Genomic DNA, 24606 nt, shown 5'->3' on the forward strand with positions numbered 1-24606 from the left:
TTATCAGCAAATTCTCTGATGCTTTTTCAACGAATTTTCATTGTCATTCGTATTGTATTAACCAGGAGGTTGTGGGGATGTTGTCAGATAGAAAAACATGTAAAAGGTTGTTAATAAAGCTTCTCGTTACTTTCGTCCTCATAACCGTTTTCAATGTATCAAATGCTCAAACTGTTTACAGATACGATTCAACAACGGGTCTTTGGAAAATGGTGGATGGGGAAGATGCGTCGCTTAATCTGGTGACGCAACCATTACAAGGTTCGTCTTCGGCTGCATCAACGGTAATTCCACTTCAGGGAACCGTTGCCATCGAACCGTCTTCAGTCTTGGAAACCAAATCGATTTCTTTGACGACAAAGGCACGTTGGTACTACTACATGACCTACACCGTGACTGACAGTTCACAGGAACGTAGTTACCAAATTCTTGCGGGTCAGAACATCAACATTGGTACAGTTATGGTCTGGAATGACACAGCAAGGATCTACATTAAGTTTGAGCTTACCAACGGCTGGCTTGCAAATCAATCACATCTGAATTTTCTTCAAAACGAGCCAGATGACTCGTACAATCCAGTCCCGGGACAGTTTCCGTTCAAGACAAACCATTCACCAAACGTCACCACGTACACTTATCAAATTCCGCTTGCAGAGGTTCAAAGCAAATGCAGTTTTTCACCTCAGCAAGGAGAGCCAATCTACATTCTTCTTCATCTGAGCGTTAAGAAGGGTAACCAAAACGAAACTGCATGGGCTGGATCGGAAATCACAGGCTGTTTCTCTGTAAGCATCTCTGCAACGAATCTTGCTTGGTTTTTGAGAAAACCAGGAGATTACGCAACAAAAGCGTTCGACGTAAATGTTATCAGCAACTATCCAGTTGTGATTACCTTCAAAGATTTTGATAACCCTATCAACGCAGCAGGAGTTTCTTTGCGGACGTACTTTGCATTCGACGGTCTTGGGAACTGGATTACACCGTCAGATTTAAACAGCATTACGAAAACTCTTGAACCAGGAACTTCAACGTTCAGCATGTACCACAGGGTGATTCTTCAAGGTCAACCGGCATGCATTTATTTCAGCGTTGGAACAATATCTTTCGCAGTTGTTATGGTGAAATCACAAATTATCAAGTAATTTGAACCACAATCTCGCCCCTAGATGGGGTGAAAAAGGAGGGTCTTTTTATGAGGAAATTGCTTATCGTCATCGCGGTAACATTAGCAGTTGCAGCACTTGCTGTAGCTCAAGGATTGCCGAACCAACTAGAAGTTTGGAAGTGGGATGGAGAAAACAACGAGTGGGACTTCTTGGGATTTGGAACTGACGCAGATGCTTGGGCATTTAGCACAGGTATGCAAAGTGGTGAGTGCAACAAACAAACTTGGAATATCAACGTCGGTGTGGATGTCAGCGTTGCCCAGTGGATTGAGTGGTCACTAACCGCTTCTAAGTGGAAATGGTATGTGAGAAAACCTGGCATGTATGTTGCCGACTGCATCACAGCAAACCTTAAGAGCAACGGACCTGTTAAGGTAAAAGTAGTGATGGGAAATATCACAGGTGGAAATCCTAACACAAACAGTACAATTGAATCTTGGTACGGAGCAGATTTTGCTGCTCAAAGCCCAGGCAATGTAGCATATTGGTTGCCTGCGCCAATTGACTATGAATTCACAGTGCCAGATAGCAATACTTTACATGCGGGATATGCAATAAAACTGTGGAACAAAATCAATGTTGTAGAATGTAACTCCGCGTGCGAGTATAGTGCAACTGGAACAATTACTCTTACGCTGCAGACAATTAAGCCATGGATCGATCCAGAGACTGGAAACTTCAAGTCTGATTATTCCTACCTTGGTCAATAAGACTAAGAAACTTTTTGACACCTTAGCGCTTTGGTGAACTAAAAGTATGAATAACAGCGGGGGGCTATATCCCCCGCTGTTGTTAGAGAAAGGAGCGAGTCAGATGAAAAAGTTGTTTTTAATCATTTTTATTTTGGCAGCTTTGGTTTATTTGGGTCAGGGAACTTTCAATGTGAGGTTTGATCCAATTATTGTAAGAAAAACTGCTTTTGCTGGGGATAAAATCAGTTACGATCTGTTCATCGAAAATGCTGATCCGTTGAACCCAATAGATGTTGAAGTTTCAGTACAAGATGTGATACAAAGCACTTATGGATCATACCAAATAGCTCCAGCAGGTTCAACAAGTTATTCAGCCGCAAAGTGGATAAAAGTTGAACCAAATAAGTTGAGGATACCACCATCTTCTACAAGAAAAATCACAGTCGAAGTTTCTATACCCCGAGGTGTGCAAGGTGGAAGATATGCTTCCATAGTTCTAACACTTTTACCACCTTATCAAGAAGGCACGACTTCACAGGAAGATGCTACCAGGTTTGCGTATCAGTTCAAATATCAGATACCAAGTTTTTTAGAACTGACGATCGAGGGAATTAGAAAGAAACTAGAAGCACACGTTATCAACTTTGAGGTGGCAAAAATCGCGGATATTCCAGAATTTCATGCATATAAAGAAGTTGTTGGTACAAATGCAACCCTTTACATGGTAAGTGTCTTAAACAATGGCAACATCTATGTCAACGTGTCGGGCGAGATAAACATAAAATCTCAAACCGGCAGAGTCGTTGCAAAATATCCTATTGCAACGGGTACAGTTTTACCTGGTACGACCGTCAAACTTCCGACTATAACTGGTAGGCAACTTCAACCTGGCAATTACAACGTGAGAATTATCTTAAGCTATGGAGGTCACAGACCAACTATTCTTGAAACAACTATGACCGTCTCAGGTGAAGAACTACAAGTAAAGGAAATATCTCCAGCCGAGGTTGTTTTGCTCTACGTAGAACCAGGGAACGTTGAAATAAAATCAATAGGTGGTTCAACAAGAAGCGCAACAGTCGAGGTTGTAAACAACAGCAAAGTGTCTTTGGATGTAACTGCGGATATTTACACACTTAAATACGACATTTTGGGCGATTTGCTACCACTGGAAGAAAGATCAAAGGCCCCAGATTGGATCAGCGTTTCACCAGGTTCTTTTCAATTGAAACCTGGCCAGTCAAGAAGAATACGAGTAATGGTAAGTCCGCCGAAGGACATTCGAGAAGGTGGATATTACTACGATGTTATTTTTACAGCAAAAACCGAGGCCGTAAAATCAGAGTATGGTTTGAACCTGCTTGTTTACGTTGGCTCAGAGGATAAGATAAATCAAGAACTTGTTGGCGATCTTGCGGTTACAGAGATTACCGAAAGCAGCTTGGACGTGGACGTGTACTTGAAGAACACAGGCAATTACCATGCAATTCCATCTGTAACTCTCGGAATCCTGAGAATCATTCCAGAACGTGAAGAAAACGGCATGATCATACCATCAACAACACAGACAATCGCCACCGCAACTTATTCAGGTGAAGTTCCGATTCTTCCAGGTGAAGAGAGAATTTTCGGTGTTCAGATTCCATTTCCTGCTTCACCAGGTGAATACGAGGTTGTTGCAAGGATTACCTATGGAACTGAGAAATCTCTTGAGGTCCGAAAGAGATTCAAACTGGCTGGAGGTGAAGAACAATGAAAAGGTTGACGATAGTTCTTGTTTGTATGCTTGGAATTTTGATGTTCGCACAAGAAGAACCGCTTGTCACGAACATATTCTTCGACACCTACATACTCGATGCGCTGGCTGACATCTCGGCACAAACCGGGGTTCCAATAATCGTTGATCAAACTGTCAGCGGCTTTATAACAGCGGAGTTTGACAATGTGCCTTTGGAGAAGGCTCTGAAGATGCTTTTGATGCCAGGGGGATATGTTTTTATAAAAGTCGACGGTTTTTACTTCGTCGGTTCACCAGATCCAAAGAACCCAGCTTTCAGATACCTTGCGGACACTGTTTCGTTCAAGCCAAAGTACGTGAAGGTGGATTCTGTTAAAAATTTGCTACCTGCCTTCTATGAACCATTTGTAAAATTTGACGCAGTGAACAACTTGATTACAATCTCAGCACCAAGGGAGATCGTCGAGAGATTCAAGGAAGATCTTGAGAGAATTGATTTGCCGCCGAAACAGATAAAAATTAGCGTCCTTGTGACCGAAGTGTCCGAATCAGTTGTCAAAGACCTTGGATTTGATCAGATTGGCTATCAATTTGGCGCAAATCAGCAGTTCAACGAAGACTGGACAGCATCCCTTGGCCTTGTTTCGGGAACCCTTTCTTTCAGAACTGACATGTTTGGAACCATTGTTGCAACGATAAAGGCTTTTGAAGAAGAGCAAAAAGCAAAGATCAAGGCAGATCCATGGATAATCGTTCAGGAAAACAGACCCGCAAAGCTTTTCATAGGTCAAAGGGAGATAATACTCATTGAAACTGCAGCTGCTGCAGTAACAACACAGACGGTTGATGTTGGAGTTGGGATAGACATCAGCGCACGGGTTGTCAACGAAGACGAGATAGAGCTAACCGTTGCACCGAGTGTAAGCCACTTTGCACAGGCAAGAACGACAACCGCTTTGTCCACAAAGAGAAGCGAACTTTCAACAACCTTGAGGATGCAAAGTGGACAAACCTTGGTGATAAGTGGCATGACAGTTGAAAGTAGCAGTGATAGTTATGTTGGATTGCCTTTGTTCAAGAGTATACCTTTGCTGAGATACCTTTTTGGTGTCAAATCGGAGGCTGAGGGCAAGAGGGAAATGTTGATCTTTGTAAGCGCTGAAGTTCTGTGATTGGGGTGTTTAAAATGAGATATCTTGTAATATTTTTCGTACTTTCTGCAATCTTAGTGGGCGCACAAAGTGTTGTAATCTACCAATTCGAAGTTGTTCAACTGTCTCAACAGGTTGTTGCAAAAGCTGGCTTGGACGAATTGAAGATTGAAGTGCCAAGTTCTCCTAACGCATCGATGGGAATCTTCTACAGTGCTTCTGCCATGCAGTTATTGGCGCAGTTTCCACTCGTCACAGTAAAATTTGGTCTCGGTGAAAAAGAAGAAAAGACAAAACTCTCATCAAGACCATGGGTTTCAACTGTGCTTGGACAAAAGGCGACTGTTTTTGTTGGAAGAGAAGAAATCGTCTTGCAGACAGGTGTTAGAAAAGGTCAGGGAATCAGATTGGAAATCACACCGATTTCGATAGCAAAGGAAGGTGTATTGACCAAATTGACTTTGGCAGACCCATACGGACCGACAACATATGACAACGAACAGTACGTGGATTTGAAGGACTTTAAACCTATTGCGTTGATTTCCTCTAAAAGTGAGAACGGATTTGATTACTTTGCAATCTACGCAAAGGCTACGGTTGCTGAAAAACTTCCAGAAACAAACGTTTACAGCGTAGGAAGTTTAGATGAACTTGCGAAAGTTTTCATGAAAGATGAGTTTGTGAAGAAGGAAAACTCGGTATATGCAGTAGTCGTTACCGATTTTTCTTCGTACGATGGTGAAGCAAACATTTTGATATGGGTCAACGATGCGGTTATCCAAGCCAAAGTAACCTTCAACCCATTAACCTTCGTCGGTGGTGTGGAAGGTTTGGTTGATAAGCTTGGACTAAGAGTTGGTGCGAAGTTTTACTATGACAATGGAATGGTGATAGGCTTTGGAGTATCCGACCATGCAAGGTTAAGTGAGATTTTGACCGCTTTTGCGGAACTTTATCCTTTCAGGATAGATATCTCAGAGCTGAAGTTCGTTTCGCCATCTTGGAGGGCGGGATTGTCGATAGACTATGAGAAATTTTCCATGAGCCTTGGAACATTCGACGAGGGAAAACTGGGACTTTGGGCAGATGGTGCGTTCAAAGTCTCAGAGAATTTTTCAGTTCTTGCAGGTGTCAGATATATCTTTGAAGGTAAAATTGTCTTCTTTGCGGGTCTAAGGATTAGCTTCTGACCCGATAACCAAGCTGCTTATTTTTCTGCGCAGCTCATCAACTGGGCTGCGCCCTTTTTTGATAAAGCTCAAGATGCATTATTCTATCCACCGGCGCCGGATGCGTGTAGTACCACGTCGCATAAACCAGCGAAGGCAGAGGATTGGAAAGATTTTGTTTTATCAGTCTTTTCAAAGAGTTTATCAAAGGTTTTGAACTTCCCATAAGCTTTGCAGAGTATTCGTCAGATTGATATTCGAATTTTCTGGACATCCAGTTGAAAACTGGCATGACAAAGAATCCAACAAGGTTAAGGACTATCACAAAAGCAGCAAGTGAACTGAAAGTGCTTTTTAGGGAAAACAATTTTTGGATAAATCCAGTTTCAAGAACAACGTGGCAAAGATACGACAAAATCCACATCCCAGCAAGGGATATCGCAAGCATTTTGAATATATGTTTGTGTTTATGATGCCCAAGCTCATGCGCAAGGACTGCAAGGATTTCTTCTTCTGGGTAATTCATTATCGTGTCGTAGAGAACGACTCTTCTTGAGCTTCCAACACCCGTCAAATAAGCATTCGCTGCCTTGGTTCTTGTTGATGCATCCATGATGTAGACACTTTTGACCTTAAAACCGGCTTTTTCTGCAAGGTTTGCTATTTTCTCCCTTATCTCGCCTTGAACGGGAGTGAACTTGTTGAAAAGTGGTGAAATCAAAATCGGATAAATCCATTCGATGAAAACCATAACTGCAGACAGAACAACTGCAAGTAAAATCCACCAGTTTGATGTCAAATTGGATATCTTGAAAACGGCTACATAAAGAACACTTGCAAATAGAGTCAGTACACTTCGAAGGAAGAGACTTTTGAAAAAATCACCCCAGAATTTACCCCATTTGACGTTGCTCAAATCGTATTTCTTGTCCAAATACATGGTTTTGTAAATCCTGATTGGTAGCTGCACCAAGATGAAGACAAGCTGTACAACCATCCAACAAAGGAAGGCTTTGAAGAGCACGTTGAGATTTGAATAACTGAAAGCTTCGTCTATCAAAGGCAAAAGCCACATCAAAATGACAACCTGACAGATTGCGATAACTGTTAGATTTAGAATCGATAGAATAGTTCTGTCCTTCAAGTAGAACTTCGATTTTTTAAAGGTTTCTTCGTCGATGACATCTTTCAGCACATCGGGAAGAACGGCTTTAAAGGAATATCTCAAATTCGTTATATGTAGCAAAACTGAGACGAACCATACGAGAATTATCAAAAAAATTACGCTGACCCCCAACATTTATATATCCCTCCAGGTAATCTGTTGATCACTCACCGATTATTTTAACCAACACCCTTTTCGGTCTCATTCCATCGAATTCACCGTAGAAGACTTGCTCCCAAGGTCCAAGATCTAGTTTACCGTCGGTTATGGCGATAACAACTTCCCGACCCATTATGGTTCTTTTCAGATGGGCATCTGCGTTGTTTTCAAAAGAATCGTTGTGTCTGTACTGTTCATATGGCTTTTCAGGTGCCAGCTTTTCAAGCCAAACTTCGAAATCGTGGTGAAGCCCTGGTTCATCGTCGTTTATGAAAACACTCGCCGTTATATGCATGGCATTACACAAAAGCAGTCCTTCCTTGATTCCGCTTTCTTTCACGCACTGTTCAAGTAAGTGAGTGATATTGATAAACTCTCTTCGCTTTTTCGTGTGAAACCAAAGTTCTTTTCGGTAAGTTTTCACACTCTCACCTCACTTCAAAAGTATGGACATAAGAATTGGTAAGGTTACAAGCGAAAAGGCAGTGGATATTATCACACCTTGAGAAGCCAGTTTGTAGTTGCTCCCAAATTTTTTGGCAAAAATTGCGGCGTTTATCCCCGATGGCATTCCGCTCATCATTATCGGCAAGACTTTTGTTATGTGTTCAAGATCAAACGGTAAGAGTATCAAAAACATGATGAAAGGACAAACGGCTAGTTTTAAAAGGGCTGTCAAGTATAGGTTTAGATTTCCTACAAAATCGGAAAACTTTGCCTCAGCGATGAACGCTCCTATGAGAAACATCGAAAGAGGTGTGGAAACTTCTCCCACCATGGAAAAAGCGGTTTTTAAAACCAAAGGAAGTTTTAATGGCGTGAAGAATAAAAGCAAACCAAACAAAATGGCGAGCAAACCCGGTGTGGTCAAAAGTCTTTTCAAACTCACCTTTTCTTTCGACATGAGCTTGATACCTAGCGTCCAATTCAAGAGCTGAAACCAAAGGTTGAAAAAAGCTGCGTAGAAAACGCCAATTTCTCCAAAAGCTATTCTCGCGACAGGATACCCTAAAAATCCAACGTTGCCGAAAACAACCATGTACGTGTAGATGTTTTTGCTGTGTTCTTCAACAAAAATTGCGAGGAATTTGCCGACTAGAAAGTGGGTAAGGTACATTATACCACCGATCAAGAAAAGGAGAATGGCATTTTTCGCATATTCTAAGGAGAACTCCCTATCCATCGAAGCAACAACCAGCAATGGCAATGTCACGTGAACGATTAAATCAGAAGCTGTTTTCGTGAAACCTTCTTCCATCATCTTTATTTTCTTGAGAAAAAAGCCAAAACCTATGAGTATAAAAATAACAAGAATTTGGTTTGCGACAGCTCCCGTCAACTGTATCACCTCAACTTTGATCATATACAAGAATTTTTAATTCGATAATTCTATTTGCTAACAGTTTTCTTCTTGAAGTAAGTATTATTGCGTTGTAGAATCTTCTGTAAAAGGAGGAATTTTATGATCGTTCATTTCATAAAGTGTGAGGATTACCAAGCCGTTGAGAAAAAGCTTCTACCTGTTCTTGAAGGTTATTCATCCTTATTTTCACCTGGTGAAAAAGTTTTGGTCAAGCCAAACCTTCTTTCCGCAAGAAAACCCGAAGAAGCTGTTGCAACACATCCAAAAGTCGTCGAAGTTGTTCTGAGGTTTTTGAAAGATCTTGGGATCTTTCCGTACGTCGGTGACAGCCCAGCTTATGGAAGTTTGCAGAAAGTTTTGCAAGTTTCAGGAATCTGGGAGGTTTGTCAAAAGTTATCCGTTCCAGCGGTTGAGCTGAATGAACCTGTTGAAGTCGATGGTCAAAGATACAAGAAGATAAGGATAAGCTCAAAGGTTTTCGATTTTGATAAAGTTGTGAACGTTGCAAAGTTAAAGACTCATTCTCAAATGGTTCTCACACTGGCGGTAAAAAACTTGTTTGGATGCGTTCCTGGCATTGAAAAATCAGGCTGGCACATAAGGTGTGAAACAAATGAAAATTTTGCCGCGTTGCTTGTGGATATCTGTTTAATCGTAAATCCGGTTCTTTCGATAGTTGACGGTGTGGAGGGAATGGAGGGGAATGGCCCTGCAAATGGGAAAAAGAAAAAGTTTGGAGTAATAGTTGTATCATCGAATCCTTTTGCTTTAGATCACGCGATTTGTTTGAGGCTGAACGTTGATCCGTTTTTGGTTTACACGGTGAGAGAATCCATCGCTCGAGGTTTGGTAAAAGATTATTCAATCGACGGCGATTGGAGCAGTTCAATTGAATTGCCTGTGACTGTGCCAAGTTTACCTGTGAAAGGACCCCTTCGACAAATTGCGCGAATGATAGTGAGAGTTCCAAAGATATCAAAGAAAGAGTGTATTCGTTGTAAAATATGTGAGGAGAAGTGCCCAGCCAAAGCCATAGATCTTTCGAGAAGCGATATTGATTACAAAAAGTGTATACGTTGTTATGTGTGTCACGAGGTTTGTCCAAGGGGAGCCATTGAGCTTGTAAGGAGAATTTTTATTTAGGAGTGATAAGTTATGAATTTGGGAAGGAAAAAGATCGATTGGGTTTCACGCTTTATGTCGTTGTTGAATCGAATTGAAGAGGAGTATTCCCCAAAGCAACCTTTGAAGGGTTTTAGGATAGGCATGTCGATTCACCTTGAAGCCAAAACGGCATATCTTGCGATCATTTTGAAAAAACTCGGTGCAGACGTTGTTGTAACCGGAAGCAATCCGCTCAGCACTCAAGATGACGTTGCAGAAGCTTTGAAGGAATATGGTTTGACGGTGTACGCAAAAAGAACCAGCGACGAGAGCGTCTACATGGCAAACATTCGTAAAGTTTTGGAGACAAGGCCAAATTTGATTTTGGATGATGGTGCAGATTTAACTGTTACAGCTCACACTCAAATGCCAGAGGTTTTGGAAGGTTTAAAAGGCGTCACCGAGGAAACCACCACGGGTCTTAGAAGACTTAGAGCGCTTCATAAGAGTGGTATGCTAAAAGTTCCAGTTATAGCCGTCAACGATGCTTACACGAAATATCTTTTTGACAATCGCTATGGTACTGGGCAATCCACGCTTGAAAGCATCATGAGAAACACCAATCTTTCGATATGTGGGAAAACGGTGGTAGTTTGCGGATACGGTTGGTGTGGAAAGGGTATTGCGCAACGCGCAAAAGGGCTTGGTGCGAGGGTGATTGTAACAGAAGTTGATCCTATCAAAGCACTTGAAGCGGTTATGGAAGGTTTTCAGGTTATGCCTATCAAAGAAGCTGCAAAGGTTGGCGATATATTCATAACTGCAACGGGTAACAAGAATGTGATATCAGTTGAAGAATTTTTGGTGATGAAAAACAACGCCATACTCGCAAACGCAGGTCACTTCAACGTCGAGATAGATATTAAAGCTTTGGAAGAGCTTGCAGTTGAAAAGTACGAGGCTCGTCCAAACGTCACAGGATACGTACTTGAAAACGGCAACACCTTGTTTTTGCTTGCCGAAGGAAGATTGGTGAATTTGGCTGCCGCCGATGGTCACCCAGTTGAGATAATGGACCTTTCCTTTGCAATTCAAGCCTTGTCTTTGATTTACCTTGCGAATAACAAGCTTGAAGTTGGTGTTCATCCTGTTCCGAAGGAAATAGACGAGTGGGTTGCAAGAACAAAGCTTGATACCCTTGGTGTGAAAATAGATCATCTGACTTTTGAACAAAAAAGCTATCTTGAAAGCTTTTGAAGGGGTGAAGATATGGTTGAAGAAATAAAAAAATCGATCAGACAATCCAAAAGTCCAAATTATTGTATCCCAAAGGCATGGTTTTTTGAAGGTTACAAAGGGTCTGCACGATTTGAAGGTGAGAAGGTTTACGTTGAACCTGCGAGTTATTTTCAAAGCGTTTGCGATTGGATACTTTCCTTTAAGAAGGAAAACGTCGATTACAACAAATCGATAGCACTTTTGAATGGCGAAAACGACAGAAGTTGGATAAGAAAATCCGTTATTTACAGCTGTCTTGCAAGAACCACTGCCGCCTTCAATCACAAAGGTTTTGGAAGATTTGAACAGGACGATATTCTCGGATACAGAGAATCTGGAACTTTTTTGAAGATGATAGCTTTGCTACCACACCTTGTAAGACTCGGAGTGAACGCCATATACCTTTTGCCCATCACGAAAAGCAGCAATTTGTTCAAAAAAGGTGAGATCGGTTCTCCTTACTCCGTGAAAGACTTCTTAAAGCTGGACGATCTTTACCACGATCCACTGCTTGAAGGTTGGAAGGTCGAGGACGAATTTGCGGCTTTCGTTGAAGCTTGTCACATACTTGGAATAAGGGTTCTGTTGGATTTCATACCAAGAACAGCAGCAAGAGATTGCAACTTGATATTGAGCCACCCCGAATGGTTCTATTGGATAAAGCTAGATGAGCTTTCAAACTACAAGCCCCCAGCCGTGCCAGAGCTTGGGTTTTGTCAACCATCTTTTGAGGTCATGAAGAGCTTGTACGATAAACCCCAAGTTCAAGAACATTTGAGAAAATTCACCTTTGATCCAAAAACGATTGATCCAAATAAATGGGAAAAACTTTTAAAAGTAATCAACGAAGACAATTTCATTTTTGAAATAGCAAAAGAATATGGTATAGTGACGGCGCCTGGCTTTTCAGATTGGCTCAACGATCCTCAGCCAACTTGGGACGATGTGACTTTCCTTAGACTTTATCTAGATCATCCACAAACGGCTGCAGGGAAGGTTTCAAAAGATCATCCACCGTATGTTTTGTTCGACGTGATCAAAGCGAGTAGATTTCCTGGAAAAGAGCCCAACGTGGAGCTTTGGAACTACATCGCATCGATTATCCCGTACTTTCAAAAGAAATTTGGCATCGATGGAATGAGACTTGACATGGGACATGCTTTGCCAGATGAACTTGAACAGATGATCATTAAAAACGCCAGAGATTACGATCCAGGGTTTGTTTTCATAGCCGAGGAATTGGAGATGCACAGGGCACGTGAAGCAAAAGAGGCGGGGTATGATGCAATAATTGGCAACAGCTGGTGGATGCTTCCTAGAGTTCCAGACAAAACTTACGAATTTTTCCAAAAGATAGCTTTGGAGGTTGATTTGCCTTACATAGCTGCCTGTGAAACGCCTGATACACCAAGGGTTGTGGCTAGGAACAACGGTGAAAAACTCAAATACCTTTTGCCGTTTTTGTGTGCCTTTGCTCCAAATGGTATCTACACCGTAAACTCTGGTCAAGAAATTGAAGAAAAACAGCCGATGAACCTTGGACTTGACAACGATTTCTGCGGAAGGTACATGCTACCGTGTGAGGATGAATTCAACGGAAAATTGGCATTTTTTGACCACTTTGTTCTTCATTGGAAAGAAACCGATTTGATGAACTTTCTATCCGAACTTGCAAAGGTTAGAAAGGATTTCTTGAATTTGATCGTCTTTGGTCAATACAAACCAGTTTATCTGAGTTGGCAGGATGGAAAGTTCGTCAACGCGTCGTATTGGGAGAAAAAAGAAGGAATCGTTGTTTTGGCGAATTTGAGTGATGAATCTAGAGAAGTATCCATCTTGGTGGATAAAACGATAGAGCTGCCTGGTAAGGTAAAGCGAGTAATGGTATGGGATGGCAAGGATTGGCAAGATCTTGAGGCAAGTGATCGGATCGATTTGAAAATGCCTTCTTTTGGCTATAAGCTTTGTCATATAATTTTCTCGTAGGTGGTGTAAAGAGTGGTAAAAGCTTACCTTTTGAATTTGAAATTGTTCGATTCAAGGGATGCACGTTACCCGCTGAAGTATGAAAAAGTTTGCGAGTTGAAAAAGTCTATTCTTTTGGAGTTTATCAAGTTATCCGCAGATCAATTCGTTGCGGTTGAACTTTTTGGCGATATTGCTTTACCAAAGGATGTTTACCAAATACTTGAAATAGTTCCCGAGCCATCTAGGTTCAAAATCTTTCAGAGCGATTCAAATGTTGCGAAAATCCTTGAAGAATATTTAACGCAAGAAACGATCGATGTAAAAGTATCTTCCAACCCAGTCGAGGTTGAACAACCTGTTTTCGTTGTTTTGAGAGATGAACAGCTTGAATTCGTCAAAGGTTCCGTACAAAGTTGTGTACCAGTTGAATTATCAAAGCCGAGCAATTTAAAGCAAGGACAAATTGGTTATATTGCAAAATTTATCACAAAACAAAGGGCTCAGGAAGCAAAGATTTTTGGAAACGAAGTTATCTTTGTTTGTGATGAACCAATCGATTCTTTGCAAAGACAACTGTTGGAAGAACTTTCGGATGAAGCCGCTTGTTGTCTAGCTATGCTAAATCGTTTATCAAGAGGTGAAACAATTTGAACGTTAAATCGCTGCACATAAAAGCTTTTGGAAAGTTCAAAGATTTTCAGCTCAATCTAAAAGATGGACTGAACCTTGTGGTGGGACCGAATGAATCAGGCAAAACGACCATTTATCATTTCATAAAAGCATGTCTTGGGGCTGGAAAATTGAACGTTCTTGAAAGGTACAAACCTTGGACAGGGGAAGAAATAGATGGAACGTTGGTTATAACGGATGGTGATACCAAATCGATTCGCTTGACAAACAACGGTCCAACCGTGGAAGTGCTCGAGCAAGATTTGGTTGAGGGTTTGATGACTCTTTCAGATGAAGAAGACGTGTTTGATTTAACCATGGCTGATCAAAAAATCGTTGCAAGGATGAGAAACAAAATGCTCAAAGCCGAGCAGGCGGAAAAAATTTTAGCTTGGTTAGAGGATCTTCCAAAACTCGAAACGTGCCTTGTTGAAAAGCAGAAGGAACTTGGTCAAAGGATCGAAGATCTCAAGAAAGAGCTCAATACTTTTGAAAAGATTAGAACACAGCTTTTTGAGCAAGAATCGATCAAAAAGCAAACGAAAAAAAGGTTGGAAAATCTTTTTGGGGAAAAAAGCAAGATTGCTGGTAAGATAAGTCAGCTTGAAAAGGAAATTTCAGATGAGATTGAAAAAATAAAATCTCAAACTTTGCGTGAGATAAGCAATTTGAACCTGCAATTGAAGCAGCTTTCGCTTTTGCCAGTCGTTTCTGCAGAAGAATTTGTTCGCCTAAACCAAATACACCAAAGAATAAAAGCGCTTGAAGAAAGGATTAAAGAACTTGAGGAAAAGATAAAAGCAAACGAGGCAAAATTTGAAGAGTTGACAAGGAAAGTAAATGAACTGCGGCAAATCTTGAAAGGAGAGGATCTTGACAAGTTCAAACTTAAGCTGAAAAACTTAGAACTTTCTTACACTTTGGTAGAGTCAAAACTCGATCAAATAAAATCCCACCAACAAGCTTTCCAAAAATCTTGGAGAGTTTTTGAACGACGCGATTTCGATATAAACAACTTTTTAAAGCAAAATACCGTTTTGTCTTTTGAAAAGCTCAAAGCTCAAATAAACGACAAGATGAACGAGCTTGAAAAGGAGCTTTCAAAATATGAAAAATCAAGGAGTAAAGCGCTGTTTTTAGTGCTTTTGTCGATGGTTGGAACCGTGATTTGTGCGTTGCTTGGGTTTAAGATTTCAAGCTTTTGGTATTATCTTTCTATTGTTTTTGGTCTCATCACGGGCTTTTTGTTCGTCTTTTACAAAAAACGTGAAAAAAGATACGATGAAATATCAGATGAGAAGATCAAGCTACAGATAGAACTTCGAAACCTTGAAAGGCAGGTTGCTCAAAACAAATTGCCAGCGGATTTTGGTTTTTCAGATTTGGAGGATTTGAGAAAGGCTTACGAGCAATACTTAGAGTGGTTGAAGCAAAAAGAAGATCTAGAGCGAGTCAAAGAGCAAGTTGAAAAGCAAGTCAAGGAAATTCTTTCGCAACTTGAAGATTACGGTGCAAAAGCTTTGCAAGATGTTCCAAGTGTTTTGATGTGGCTAAATCAAATTGTTGTTGATTTGGAAAAAGCCGAGTACGAAAGACTACTCCTTGAAAAGATTGTTCAACAGGATTTGAAGACGAAAGAACAAGTTGAACAAGAATTAGCGCAGCTTTCCAAGTTGTTTAAGTCCGAACTGGCAAATTTTGGTTTAAATGATCCGTCGCAGTTGTCCGAGGCTTTGAATCGTGGATCTATGATTTTGAAGATCAAAGAGCAGATCAACTATTTGGAAAGAATTCTTGATCTTTGTGAAAACAACAAATTGGAAGAACTTGCGAAAATTTATCCAAATTTGACAAAGTTGGTTCAGGAAAAAAGCAAACATCAATCCGCTGTGGAGCAAATTTCCAAGGAAGTGGAACAACTTTCGAAACAACTTGAACAGCAGGCAAAGATCGAACAAGTCAGTTTGCCGAATGTGGAAAAAGTCATATTTGAGCTGTCTTTCAACGATCTTTTGAAAAAAGCCTACGAAGCTTTGGAGAAAAGTATACCTGAGTTGAGAAGTGTTTTGACAAAAAGGCTGGAACAGTTGACGGGAAGCTATGTCGACAAATTCCAGGTTGTTTTGAAACAGCTCTTTAAAGTTTTCAGTGAACTTGCGGAAGATTTGACTGTCGATAAAGATTTGTCCGTCAAATTTTTCGTTGCAAGCAAGCAAAGAAATCTTGAATTGGTTTTGAGTAAAGGAACCGTTGATCAACTTGCCCTTTGTTACAAGATGGCTTTGTACGAGGTCTTGGAACCTGAAGAGTCATTACCGTTGATTTTGGATAACTTTTTGATTCGATTTGATGAGGAAAGATTGAAAGAAGCCGTTAGGTTGTTGAAAAAAGCTTCGGAAAAAAGGCAGGTAATAATCCTTACAAGTGACTTAAGGTTGGCAAATATGTTTGAAATTGAACCAGTGGCGATTCTCAAAAAACCATAAGTCTGTCTTTGCCAGATTTTTTAGCCACTTGCAAAGCTTTTAAAGCTTCTTTGATCAGTTTTTCATAATCGTTGCCGTGTTCTGGATACACTGCTATACCAGCACTTGCGGTGATCCTTATTCCTTCTGGCAGTTGAATTTGCCTTATTTCATCGAGTATTCTGTGAGTTATCTCAATCGCTTTTGATTTTGAAACATCTTTTATGAGAATGGCAAATTCTTCGCCACCGAATCTTGCGACGTAATCGGATTTTCTTGTTCTGGTTCTGAGTACATCTGCCACCTTTTCTATCACCTTATCCCCAATTTCATGCCCGTACTTTAAATTTATCTTGCTCAGGTCGTCTATGTCTATTATTACGTTTGCAAACTCTCTGCCAAATTTAATATGCTGCTCTAGCAAACCGAGAAATGCAGAATGCGTCAACAAAAAGGTGTGAGGATCTCTAGATGCTCTAAAAACAAGGGGCTGATAGCTTTGCGATCTTTCCAAAAGTTTGTAAACTTGCTCGGCCAAAAGCTCTAAAATTTGAACATCTTCAACTGATGGACGTTTCCCGTTGAAAGGTGCGTCCACCGAGATGTAGCCAACGATTTCTCCCTCTGGGTTGTAAATTGGCACAAGGAGTAAGTCTTCTGGAAGCCAATTTTGTGCATTCGAATGGTTTACTTTGTTTTTGTTCAAAAGGGTCAAAGTGTATTCAACAGGAAATTCCACCGTTCCTTGTGGGACAAAGTAAGAATTGCTCAATTTGAACCTTTCTTGGGCAAATCTGTAAAAGTTTTCAATCGGTGGTGGGAATTTTTTCAACCTGTCGAATTCCTCGGGATTTAAACCATGGTGCGCCAATCTTAAAATCTTTCCACTACTTCGATCGAATACGTTTATCAAAACATATTTGAAACCACCAATAACTGATATCGCTTCGGCAAGCTTGTACAAAGATTCCTCAACGGTTGCCTTTTGCGAGATGGTGTTTACAACGTCTATCACCATCGCAAGCTTTTTACGGATCAAATCGGTCCTTTCCTTTTCAAGCAAATACCTTTGCCAAATGGATTCGTAATCCTGAACCAAAAGGTAGATGAAAAACACCATTGGATTGAGAACAATAGGTAAAAAGGCATCTGATAAGACAACGTGCAATAGATTCTCTGTGAAAAGCACCAAGTAGGCTAAGTTGACCAAGGCGACAATTTTCAGCGATTTTTTCGATTTGATCAAGAAAGTGGTTTCAAAAACCGCAGGTACAAAGGCAAAGACAGCGGCTGCGAAAACGGCTTTATCAAAGATGATCCCGTGGGTAACAACCAAAAATCCACTGATCCAAAAGACCCTCGCTGCGTTGATTAACCTTTCCTTCACACCGTGATTCCTTAAGCTGAAAATTATTCCAACTGCCACGGCGAGCGGAGTTGTTTGTAACCTTCCAAGAACCAGAGAAATTGAAAGCAGTAAGGCCATTGGAAAATACTCGGAATGCCTCAAAATCGAAAAGAGCAAAAAGGCATAGGCGAACAAAAGCAGGTCCAATCTATCAAATCTGATTGGAAACAGGAACATTATTGTGGCAATTGAAAGCAAAATATCAAGGAAAATCAAAAGTCTTTTGCCCATAGCACTCCTTTCATTTGATCTGTCGAAAAATTCACCGGGAATTCAACCCATTTGTTTTCCAAAGCAGACTTGTAAATGCCAAGCACAATTTCGACGGCTTTTCTTCCCTCTTCTCCGTTTACCAAAGGTTCTCTACCTTCTATTATAGAAAGACAAAAATCCCTGTACAAAGGTATGTGACCTTTGCCGTAAACTGTGTCTGGATCGGGTAAATTCATAAATGGATGCCCTTCTTCGCCGACAAACCTCCAAGCTTCAACTCGGTTTACGGCTAGCCCTCCTATTTTCACCGTGCCAAACTCACCGAAGATTGCCAAAGATTCCTCAAGATTTTTATCGAAAACGTTCGAAGTTCCTTCTATTATACCCACGGCTCCCGATTCAAACTCGACAATTCCAACACCGAAATCTTCGGCCTCTATGTAAGGATGGTTGAAGTTCTTTATCAAAGCAAAAACCTTTTTTGGCTTTCCACCAAGCATCCATTGAAGCAAGTCTATACCGTGGGTAGACTGGTTCATCAAAACTCCACCATCCTGTTCCCATGTTCCGCGCCACGGCGCTTGTTGGTAATACTCTTTGTTTCTGTTCCAACGAACGCTTATGGTGCCGTAGAAAATCCTACCGAATTGTCCTGTTTCTATTTTCTTTCGAAGCTCTTGGATTGGAGGATTAAAACGGTTTTGAAAACACACACCTAACTTAAGATTCTTTCTTTTTGAAAGTTCGATCATATGATTCATGTGATCTGTACTCAAAGCCATCGGTTTTTCAACCAAAACGTTTTTGGAATGTTCCATTGCCTCAATTGATATTTCATAGTGTGAACCACTTGGTGTTGCTATCGCTACAAAGTCGATGTCTTCCCGTTTTAAAAGTTTTCTAAAGTCGGTGTAGACTTCCGGTTTGTATCCAAGGGTTTTTTCAACTTTTTCCGCTGCGATTTCGGCTCTTTGGGGAATCAAGTCGCAGCAGGCGACAAGTTTTACCAAATCTTTGTTTTCAAAGATTGCTTCAAGATGCTTTGAAGAAATCCTACCACAACCTATCAGAGCCATTCTCAGTTTTGACAATTCATATTCCTCCTTTTTGAAGCTTTTGCTTGACTATTTCGTAAATTCTTTGGGAAGCCTTTCCATCTCCAAAAGGATTCGATACTTTTTCAAGCTTTTTGGAACATGCTTCCTTTAAAGCTTTGTAAATCGAAAGTTCGCAAGTTCCTGCAAGAATTCCAAGACCATGTTGAACAAGTTCTGGCCTTTCGGTGGTTTCTCTTGCAACTACAACGAATTTTCCAAAAGAAGGAGCTTCTTCTTGTATGCCTCCTGAATCGGTTATGATGAATTTTGCTCCGTCCAAGAGCGCAAGGAAATGTGTGTAATCAACAGGTTCTAAAAGGACAAAGTTTGGCTGGCCATCCAGTTCTTGCTTTACTATTTCTCTCACCTTGGGATTTTTGTGAACGGGGAAGACCGCTTTCAAACCGCTTTCTTCCACAAAACGTTTGATCCCCTTTAGAATTGATCTCATTCTTTCTCCAATGTTTTCACGCCTGTGAAGTGTGATTAAAAAGTATTCAACTTCATCGATCAGTTCTTTTCGAAGTTTTTCAAGATCAACGGAGTTTTTGATTATTTCCAATGCATCGATCACAGTATTTCCAACCACATAAATTCTGCTTTCTTCAATTCCTTCTTTTGTCAAATTTTCCTTTGCGACAGCAGTCGGTGCAAAAAGATATTCAGCCATGATATCGATCAAGCGCCTGTTCAGTTCCTCGGGGAAAGGATCGTAAAGGTTGTGAGTCCTCAAACCAGCTTCTATATGCGCAACAGGTATGGAAAGGTGAAAAGCACAAAGCGCACTTGCAAAAGCCGTTGTTGTATCGCCTTGGACGAAAACTAAATCGGGTTTCTCTTTTTCCAGTATCTGTTCAAGTTCAGTTACAACCCTAGAAACAACGTAGTTTAAAGATTGGTTTTGTACCATTATGTTCATATCGTAATCAGGCGTTATTTTGAAAACGCGGGTCATCATGTCCATCATTTCTCTGTGCTGAGCGGTTGCAATGACCAGAGCGTTCTCGTTCATCTTTTTGAAGTGAAGATAAACTGGGGCGACCTTTATAACTTCAGGTCGTGTACCAAATACAAAAGCTACCTTCACTTTGTTTCCACTCTCCTTGTGTTGCCTTCTGAATCTATTACGACGCGCAGCATTAAATCTTGAACCTCAATTTCCCTCACCGCTTTGTCCTGAAGATCTGCGTAGGCAATTGTTCTATTTGACAATACCTCAATGTTCGATACGGGCGCAAACATTATCCTCGCAAATCTTTTAAAGTAGTGGTTACTTACCACTGGTACATCCGAAACAACTGCGACGGCGCCAAACAGAAAGATTTTCTCCAAGAAAGGCTCAAAACTTTCCTCAAAAACAACTCCCAACTTGTTTGGGGTTATACTCCCGAAGACAACTATTTCTCCCATGATGAATTCAGGTATTAATCCTTCTGCCTTTTCGTAAAAAATAATCCTTTCAAAGGCTTCTCGGCTTATCAAAATCATCCTCCCAGTGTATTTCACGATGTCCTTTACGGTTAACTTCCTTGCCACGTTCAAGGACAATGGATATCTTATGACCAACATCGAACCTCTCCCTATCCAAGGATTCTTGAAACCAACATTTCGATGAAAGACACGAATGGATCCATAACCATTGGCATTATCCACAGCACGACGAGGGCAAGCATGAACAAAGTTCCATAAACTTCGTATTTCAAATACCATTCTGTGTAATTTGGTGGAAGTAAAGCACCGAGTATTCTTGAACCATCAAGAGGTGGAATTGGAAAAAGAGAAAACAAAGCGTAGGTAAGGCTGTACTTGGTTGCTTTCCTAAAAACTAAAAAGGCAAAGGAGTTGTTATCAAAAAAACGTGCAACAAAACCAAAACAAATAAAGCAAAGAACACCAACGATTGGACCAAGCAATGAAACAAAAAGAAAAGCCTTTCTACCGTTTTTCAAGTTCCAAGGTCTTATCGGTACAGGTCTTGACCATCCAAAATCAAAGAGTATAAATGTAACGGTTCCAACAGGATCAAGATGAACCAAAGGATTTAAAGAAATTCTTCCAACTTTTTTAGGGGTTGGATCGCCCAAAAGATATCCAACGTACGCTTTGATGTATTCACGCGGTGTTACAACAATAAGAACGGCTATAAAACCACTTAAAAGCATTTCAACAAGTTTTACAAGAGACTTATAAGGTATCAATTCAAAACACCTCAAAAGTGATTTTATCATAGCGCTTTTGATAAGGTACAAACTTTTTGATGTATCATCGATTCAGGAGGAGTTTGGCTTGCTCGCTTTCGAACAAAAGGAAGTTTTTTCTTTCACAAGCGGTTATATCCTCAAAGGAAAAAACTTCAGAACGTCGATCGTAAGATATCCCACGTTTTATCCAAAACCTTTGGCAGGGACTGAAACGATGGAACTTTACTTGTTTCAACCTAGAGAAAAGCCGGTTGGAACCGTTGTATTACTTCACGGTCTTGGAACCTTGAACATCCCATTTTTGATGTGGATGAGCATTCACATGGCGAGCGCTGGTGTGAACGTCATCTTTCCGATTCTGCCTGGGAACTTTACAAGGACGATTCACAAGTCCACAAGCGGTCGTGATTATTTCTCAACTGACTTGGAAAAGATGAAAACTTTGTGGGAAACGGCGGTTGTCGATGTACTCAGTGTTGTGGAACTGGCAAAGCAACAAGGTTGGTGGCATGAAAACAGCTGTTTGGTTGGATATTGCCTCGGTGGTATGATCGCTGTTATTGTCAGTGCGAAATCACAGGATTTCAAGAAAACGATACTCATAACCGCTGGAGGGGATATAGCAACGCTTATGTGGTACTCTCCAACTCTTGCATACTTTAGGAGAGATGTTAAAAAAGTATCCATATTGGAAAGTGAGGTTGCGGATAAGAACACTTTTTTGAAAATTTATGCGGAAGATATCAAGAAATTGTCTCAGTTTCAAAGTGTTGAAGAACTTTTGAATTCGGATGTACATCCACTTCTAAAGATAGATCCAATAGCTTATGCCAAGTTCATCGATAAAAGTAATGTTGTTTTCGTTGAAGCGTTGTTTGACAAAGCCCTTCCACGTCAAACCAGAAGAGTTCTTTGGGAGGCTCTTGGCAAACCCAAAAGGTACTTGATCCCATCTGGACATGTAACCTGGCTTCCTTTTCAATATTTTCTCGGTAACTTGATATTGAAGGAGATGAACATCAAGGACCTCAAGAGAAGGTTGAAACTACTTGAAAAACCAAAGGTTGAAGAAAAATGAATGTTCATCTGTTTGGCAAAAGAAAATAAGGAAGTTCTCCGATGCCAAGTTTAAGCTCTTTTCTGACCTTTTCCGGTTCTTCGTTCAACATTTCAAAGTAATATCCTTCTATGTTTATCCCCCAAATTTTTTCATGTGGTGAGTAAAAATAAATTGGTTTTGAAGATGTGTAAACCACGTTGACACCCTCACTCGACGTTCGTTTCAGCTTGTATTGATCTTTATCTCTTTCCACGATGTATGTAACCTTCTTTGGTTCTTTCTGTCCCTGGACTATCTCAAAAAAGCTCAATCTCATACCATCTGGAGAAATCGTTGCAGGTGACACCGCATGCCACCAAAAGTCCATTCGAAGGTAATCAACCGCCATGAAAAAATCAATCTCTTTGTTCACTCTATCAATGGTTCTTTTGGAACTTAGCAAAACGAATTGAAGTAGCTCATAAAGCATGCTTGCAAAGATTATACTTATAAGAAGGTAGAACAAAGTCTCGATTAAAATAACTCCCCCACGGCTTTCTTTTTTCATATGACAAATTATTCGTACAAATGCTTGTAAGCTTCTGCGTTGAGTATAGCACAGCCGGCTGCGCCTCTTATGGTGTTGTGCACCAAAGCTAGGAACCTAAACTTTCTTTCGTTTATTTGAACTATTCTTCCAACGCTGACGCTCATACCGTTTCCGAGGTTTCTGTGAAGCTTTGGCTGCGGTACATCCACTCCTTCAAGGTAAATCAAAGGTTTTTCAGGAGCTGTTGGAAGGTTCATGTGTTTTATTGGATTGAATTCTTCGAAAGCTTTTATTATTTTCTCGGTAGAAGCTTTAAGACTTGTTTCAACAAAAACGGACAACAAATGTCCATCTTGCACCGGCACCCTGTTGCACTGCGCAACGATGTCAAATTTGGCGTATTCTATTTTGTTTTCAACCACCTTTCCAAGTATTTTCTTTGGTTCAATCATCATCTTTTCCTCTTCGTTTTTTATGAAAGGTATAACGTTGTCCAGAATATCGAGCGAAGCCACTCCCGGATAGCCTGCACCAGATATGGCTTGCATTGTGACAACGGTGACAGATTCTATCCCAAAGTTGTCCATAATTGGCTTTAAAGCCATCACAAGTCCTATCGTCGAGCAATTTGGATTTGTGACCAATTTTCCAGGTCCTTTTTGATGCTTGACGAGTTCAAGGTGATCCAAGTTAACCTCCGGTACGACGAGCGGCACATCTTCATCCAACCTGTGACTTGCGGCGTTTGAAAAGATCGTGTATCCGGCTTTTCGAAATTCATCTTCTATTGGACCAGCAACATCGGATGGTAAAGCCGAAAAGACGTAGTCGCAATCAATGTCTGGTTTACAAGGTCTTACGACCATTTCGGCTATTTTGGATGGTATCGGTATGTCCAGTTTCCAGCGAGCCGCTTGAGCATACTTAAGACCTGCGGAGTTATCTGAAGCGCAAAGTGCAACTATTTCAAAATAGGGATGGTTTTGCAAAAGTTGTATAAACCTTTGCCCCACCAGACCGGTGGCTCCAAGGATGGCAACTTTTTTCACTCTCAATCCCTCCTTCTTTCTTTTCCATATACGGCTTCAAGCAAAGCCCTAGAAGATTGTCCTCTTCCCATGGTGAAAATGTGAATGCCAGGAACCCCATAGCTGAGCAACTTTTCAACTAAAGAAGCCATGTATTTTGTGCCTATCAAAAACTCTTCCTTCGGTGTTTTGGCTTCCTGCATTTTTTGAACAAAATCATTTGGAATGGTGACGAAGAACTTCCTTGGAATTTGGTAGATGGATTTTAAGCTGACGATCGGCTTTATCCCGGGTATTATGGGTATGTTTATTCCCATTTCTTTCGTCATTTCGATGAATCTTTTGTATACTTCAAAATCAAAAACCATTTGGGTGATTGCGTATTGAGCACCTGCCTCAAATTTTTCTTTGAAATGCCTTAAGTCTTCCTCAAGGTTCGGTGCTTCGTAATGTTTTTCAGGATAGGCGGCTACTCCAATGCAAAAATCCGTTTTAAATCCTTCTTCACCCGGTAATACCGATTCTCCTTTGTTCATCCTTGCTATTTGCTGAACCAGTTCCACGGCGTATTTGTAGCTCGATTGATCTGGCTGGATGTTCCTGTTTTCGTATTCGCCCCTGATGACAAAGACATTCTCAACTCCTATTAGTTGAAGATCTATGAGAAGCTCTTCTATTTGATACTTGTTCATTCCATAGCATATTACATGTGGAACAACGTCTATCCCATATCTTTTCATCAACGCGGCTGTCAATCCAACGGTTCCAGGTCTTTTTACTTTGGGAACCTTCACTATACCCTCTGGGGTCTCCACGTAGGTGACTTCTGCTGCGTGCCTGGTCACGTTTATGAAATCGATATCGAAATCCAAAAGGTTATCTATCACTTGGTATATTTCCTCAACGTTTTGTCCCCTACTTGGTGGAAGGACTTCTATCGATAGTATTCTTTTTTGCTTTATTTTTTCTACTACCTTCATCTG

22 protein-coding genes are annotated in these 24606 nt (G+C 40.7%); 11 read left to right on the forward strand and 11 right to left on the reverse strand.

Features of this window, described 5'->3' with window-relative positions:
- Positions 1–77 precede the first annotated feature (77 nt).
- The 5 genes from THETH_RS02550 (at position 78) to THETH_RS02570 (ending at position 5937) form a co-directional block, all read left to right on the forward strand.
- Entirely contained in the window at positions 78–1142 is a 1065-nt protein-coding gene (locus tag THETH_RS02550; protein WP_013931818.1) for a hypothetical protein, read from the forward strand.
- Positions 1143–1192: 50 nt separating this feature from the next.
- The gene (locus tag THETH_RS02555; protein WP_013931819.1) at positions 1193–1876 is read left to right on the forward strand and encodes a hypothetical protein; all 684 of its coding nucleotides are present in this window, start codon (positions 1193–1195) and stop codon (positions 1874–1876) included.
- 103 nt (positions 1877–1979) lie between these two features.
- Positions 1980–3614: a COG1470 family protein gene (locus THETH_RS02560; RefSeq protein ID WP_013931820.1), complete on the forward strand. Its 1635-nt coding sequence runs from the start codon at positions 1980–1982 to the stop codon at positions 3612–3614.
- Positions 3611–4768, forward strand: coding sequence for a type II secretion system protein GspD (locus THETH_RS02565; protein WP_013931821.1), 1158 nt, complete (start codon positions 3611–3613; stop codon positions 4766–4768). The genes THETH_RS02560 and THETH_RS02565 overlap by 4 nt, the downstream gene beginning before the upstream one ends.
- Positions 4769–4782: 14 nt before the next feature.
- Positions 4783–5937, forward strand: coding sequence for a hypothetical protein (locus THETH_RS02570; protein ID WP_041446363.1), 1155 nt, complete (start codon positions 4783–4785; stop codon positions 5935–5937).
- Positions 5938–5974: 37 nt separating this feature from the next.
- Here THETH_RS02570 and THETH_RS02575 read toward each other — a convergent pair whose 3' ends face one another.
- Genes THETH_RS02575 through THETH_RS02585 form a run of 3 tightly spaced genes read right to left on the reverse strand, consistent with a single transcriptional unit; the run spans position 5975 to position 8579 of the window.
- Entirely contained in the window at positions 5975–7216 is a 1242-nt protein-coding gene (locus THETH_RS02575; RefSeq protein WP_013931823.1) for a M48 family metallopeptidase, read from the reverse strand.
- Between the two features lie 28 nt (positions 7217–7244).
- A complete protein-coding gene (locus THETH_RS02580) occupies positions 7245–7664 on the reverse strand; it encodes a secondary thiamine-phosphate synthase enzyme YjbQ (protein WP_013931824.1) in 420 nt (139 codons plus the stop codon).
- A 9-nt stretch (positions 7665–7673) separates the two neighbouring features.
- Positions 7674–8579 (reverse strand): AEC family transporter, encoded by a 906-nt coding sequence (locus tag THETH_RS02585; protein WP_013931825.1) that lies wholly within the window; start codon positions 8577–8579, stop codon positions 7674–7676.
- A gap of 123 nt (positions 8580–8702) precedes the next feature.
- Between THETH_RS02585 and THETH_RS02590 the strand changes: the two genes are divergently transcribed.
- From THETH_RS02590 to THETH_RS02610, 5 genes are read left to right on the forward strand one after another with little or no spacing between them, the layout of a single operon-like run.
- The gene (locus THETH_RS02590; RefSeq protein ID WP_013931826.1) at positions 8703–9746 is read left to right on the forward strand and encodes a DUF362 domain-containing protein; all 1044 of its coding nucleotides are present in this window, start codon (positions 8703–8705) and stop codon (positions 9744–9746) included.
- A gap of 12 nt (positions 9747–9758) precedes the next feature.
- Positions 9759–10964: an adenosylhomocysteinase gene (locus THETH_RS02595; RefSeq protein ID WP_013931827.1), complete on the forward strand. Its 1206-nt coding sequence runs from the start codon at positions 9759–9761 to the stop codon at positions 10962–10964.
- A gap of 12 nt (positions 10965–10976) precedes the next feature.
- A complete protein-coding gene (locus tag THETH_RS02600; RefSeq protein WP_013931828.1) occupies positions 10977–12971 on the forward strand; it encodes an alpha-amylase family glycosyl hydrolase in 1995 nt (664 codons plus the stop codon).
- 12 nt (positions 12972–12983) lie between these two features.
- Positions 12984–13604, forward strand: a complete 621-nt coding sequence (locus THETH_RS02605) for a hypothetical protein (protein ID WP_013931829.1) — start codon at positions 12984–12986, stop codon at positions 13602–13604.
- Positions 13601–16108 carry an ATP-binding protein gene (locus THETH_RS02610; RefSeq protein ID WP_013931830.1) on the forward strand — a complete coding sequence of 836 codons (2508 nt, stop codon included), beginning with the start codon at positions 13601–13603 and terminating at the stop codon, positions 16106–16108. Before THETH_RS02605 ends, THETH_RS02610 begins: the two co-directional genes overlap by 4 nt.
- On the opposite strand, the gene THETH_RS02615 is transcribed toward THETH_RS02610, so the two are convergent.
- The 5 genes from THETH_RS02615 to THETH_RS02635 are packed head-to-tail and all read right to left on the reverse strand — an operon-like array spanning position 16095 to position 20967.
- On the reverse strand, positions 16095–17726 hold the full coding sequence (locus THETH_RS02615) for a sensor domain-containing diguanylate cyclase (protein ID WP_013931831.1): 1632 nt from the start codon (positions 17724–17726) through the stop codon (positions 16095–16097). The two genes, THETH_RS02610 and THETH_RS02615, sit on opposite strands and share 14 nt — an antisense overlap.
- On the reverse strand, positions 17708–18784 hold the full coding sequence (locus THETH_RS02620) for a Gfo/Idh/MocA family protein (RefSeq protein WP_041446531.1): 1077 nt from the start codon (positions 18782–18784) through the stop codon (positions 17708–17710). Before THETH_RS02620 ends, THETH_RS02615 begins: the two co-directional genes overlap by 19 nt.
- Before the next feature lie 16 nt (positions 18785–18800).
- On the reverse strand, positions 18801–19892 hold the full coding sequence (wecB, locus tag THETH_RS02625; protein ID WP_013931833.1) for a non-hydrolyzing UDP-N-acetylglucosamine 2-epimerase: 1092 nt from the start codon (positions 19890–19892) through the stop codon (positions 18801–18803).
- Positions 19889–20374: a hypothetical protein gene (locus tag THETH_RS02630; RefSeq protein WP_013931834.1), complete on the reverse strand. Its 486-nt coding sequence runs from the start codon at positions 20372–20374 to the stop codon at positions 19889–19891. The genes wecB and THETH_RS02630 overlap by 4 nt, the downstream gene beginning before the upstream one ends.
- Positions 20375–20385: 11 nt before the next feature.
- Positions 20386–20967 carry a site-2 protease family protein gene (locus THETH_RS02635; protein ID WP_157723371.1) on the reverse strand — a complete coding sequence of 194 codons (582 nt, stop codon included), beginning with the start codon at positions 20965–20967 and terminating at the stop codon, positions 20386–20388.
- Between the two features lie 124 nt (positions 20968–21091).
- Here THETH_RS02635 and THETH_RS02640 point away from each other — a divergent pair, with 124 nt between their 5' ends.
- Entirely contained in the window at positions 21092–22084 is a 993-nt protein-coding gene (locus THETH_RS02640) for an alpha/beta hydrolase (RefSeq protein ID WP_013931836.1), read from the forward strand.
- A gap of 4 nt (positions 22085–22088) precedes the next feature.
- Here THETH_RS02640 and THETH_RS02645 read toward each other — a convergent pair whose 3' ends face one another.
- Genes THETH_RS02645 through THETH_RS02655 form a run of 3 tightly spaced genes read right to left on the reverse strand, consistent with a single transcriptional unit; the run spans position 22089 to position 24603 of the window.
- The gene (locus THETH_RS02645) at positions 22089–22613 is read right to left on the reverse strand and encodes a hypothetical protein (RefSeq protein WP_013931837.1); all 525 of its coding nucleotides are present in this window, start codon (positions 22611–22613) and stop codon (positions 22089–22091) included.
- Positions 22614–22621: 8 nt separating this feature from the next.
- On the reverse strand, positions 22622–23644 hold the full coding sequence (gene asd / locus THETH_RS02650) for an aspartate-semialdehyde dehydrogenase (RefSeq protein ID WP_013931838.1): 1023 nt from the start codon (positions 23642–23644) through the stop codon (positions 22622–22624).
- Positions 23645–23646: 2 nt separating this feature from the next.
- Positions 23647–24603, reverse strand: a complete 957-nt coding sequence (locus THETH_RS02655) for a methylenetetrahydrofolate reductase (protein ID WP_013931839.1) — start codon at positions 24601–24603, stop codon at positions 23647–23649.
- Positions 24604–24606: the final 3 nt, after the last annotated feature.

Origin of the sequence: Pseudothermotoga thermarum DSM 5069, from assembly GCF_000217815.1 — a bacterium.
In the GTDB taxonomy this organism is placed as follows: Bacteria; Thermotogota; Thermotogae; order Thermotogales; family DSM-5069; genus Pseudothermotoga; species Pseudothermotoga thermarum.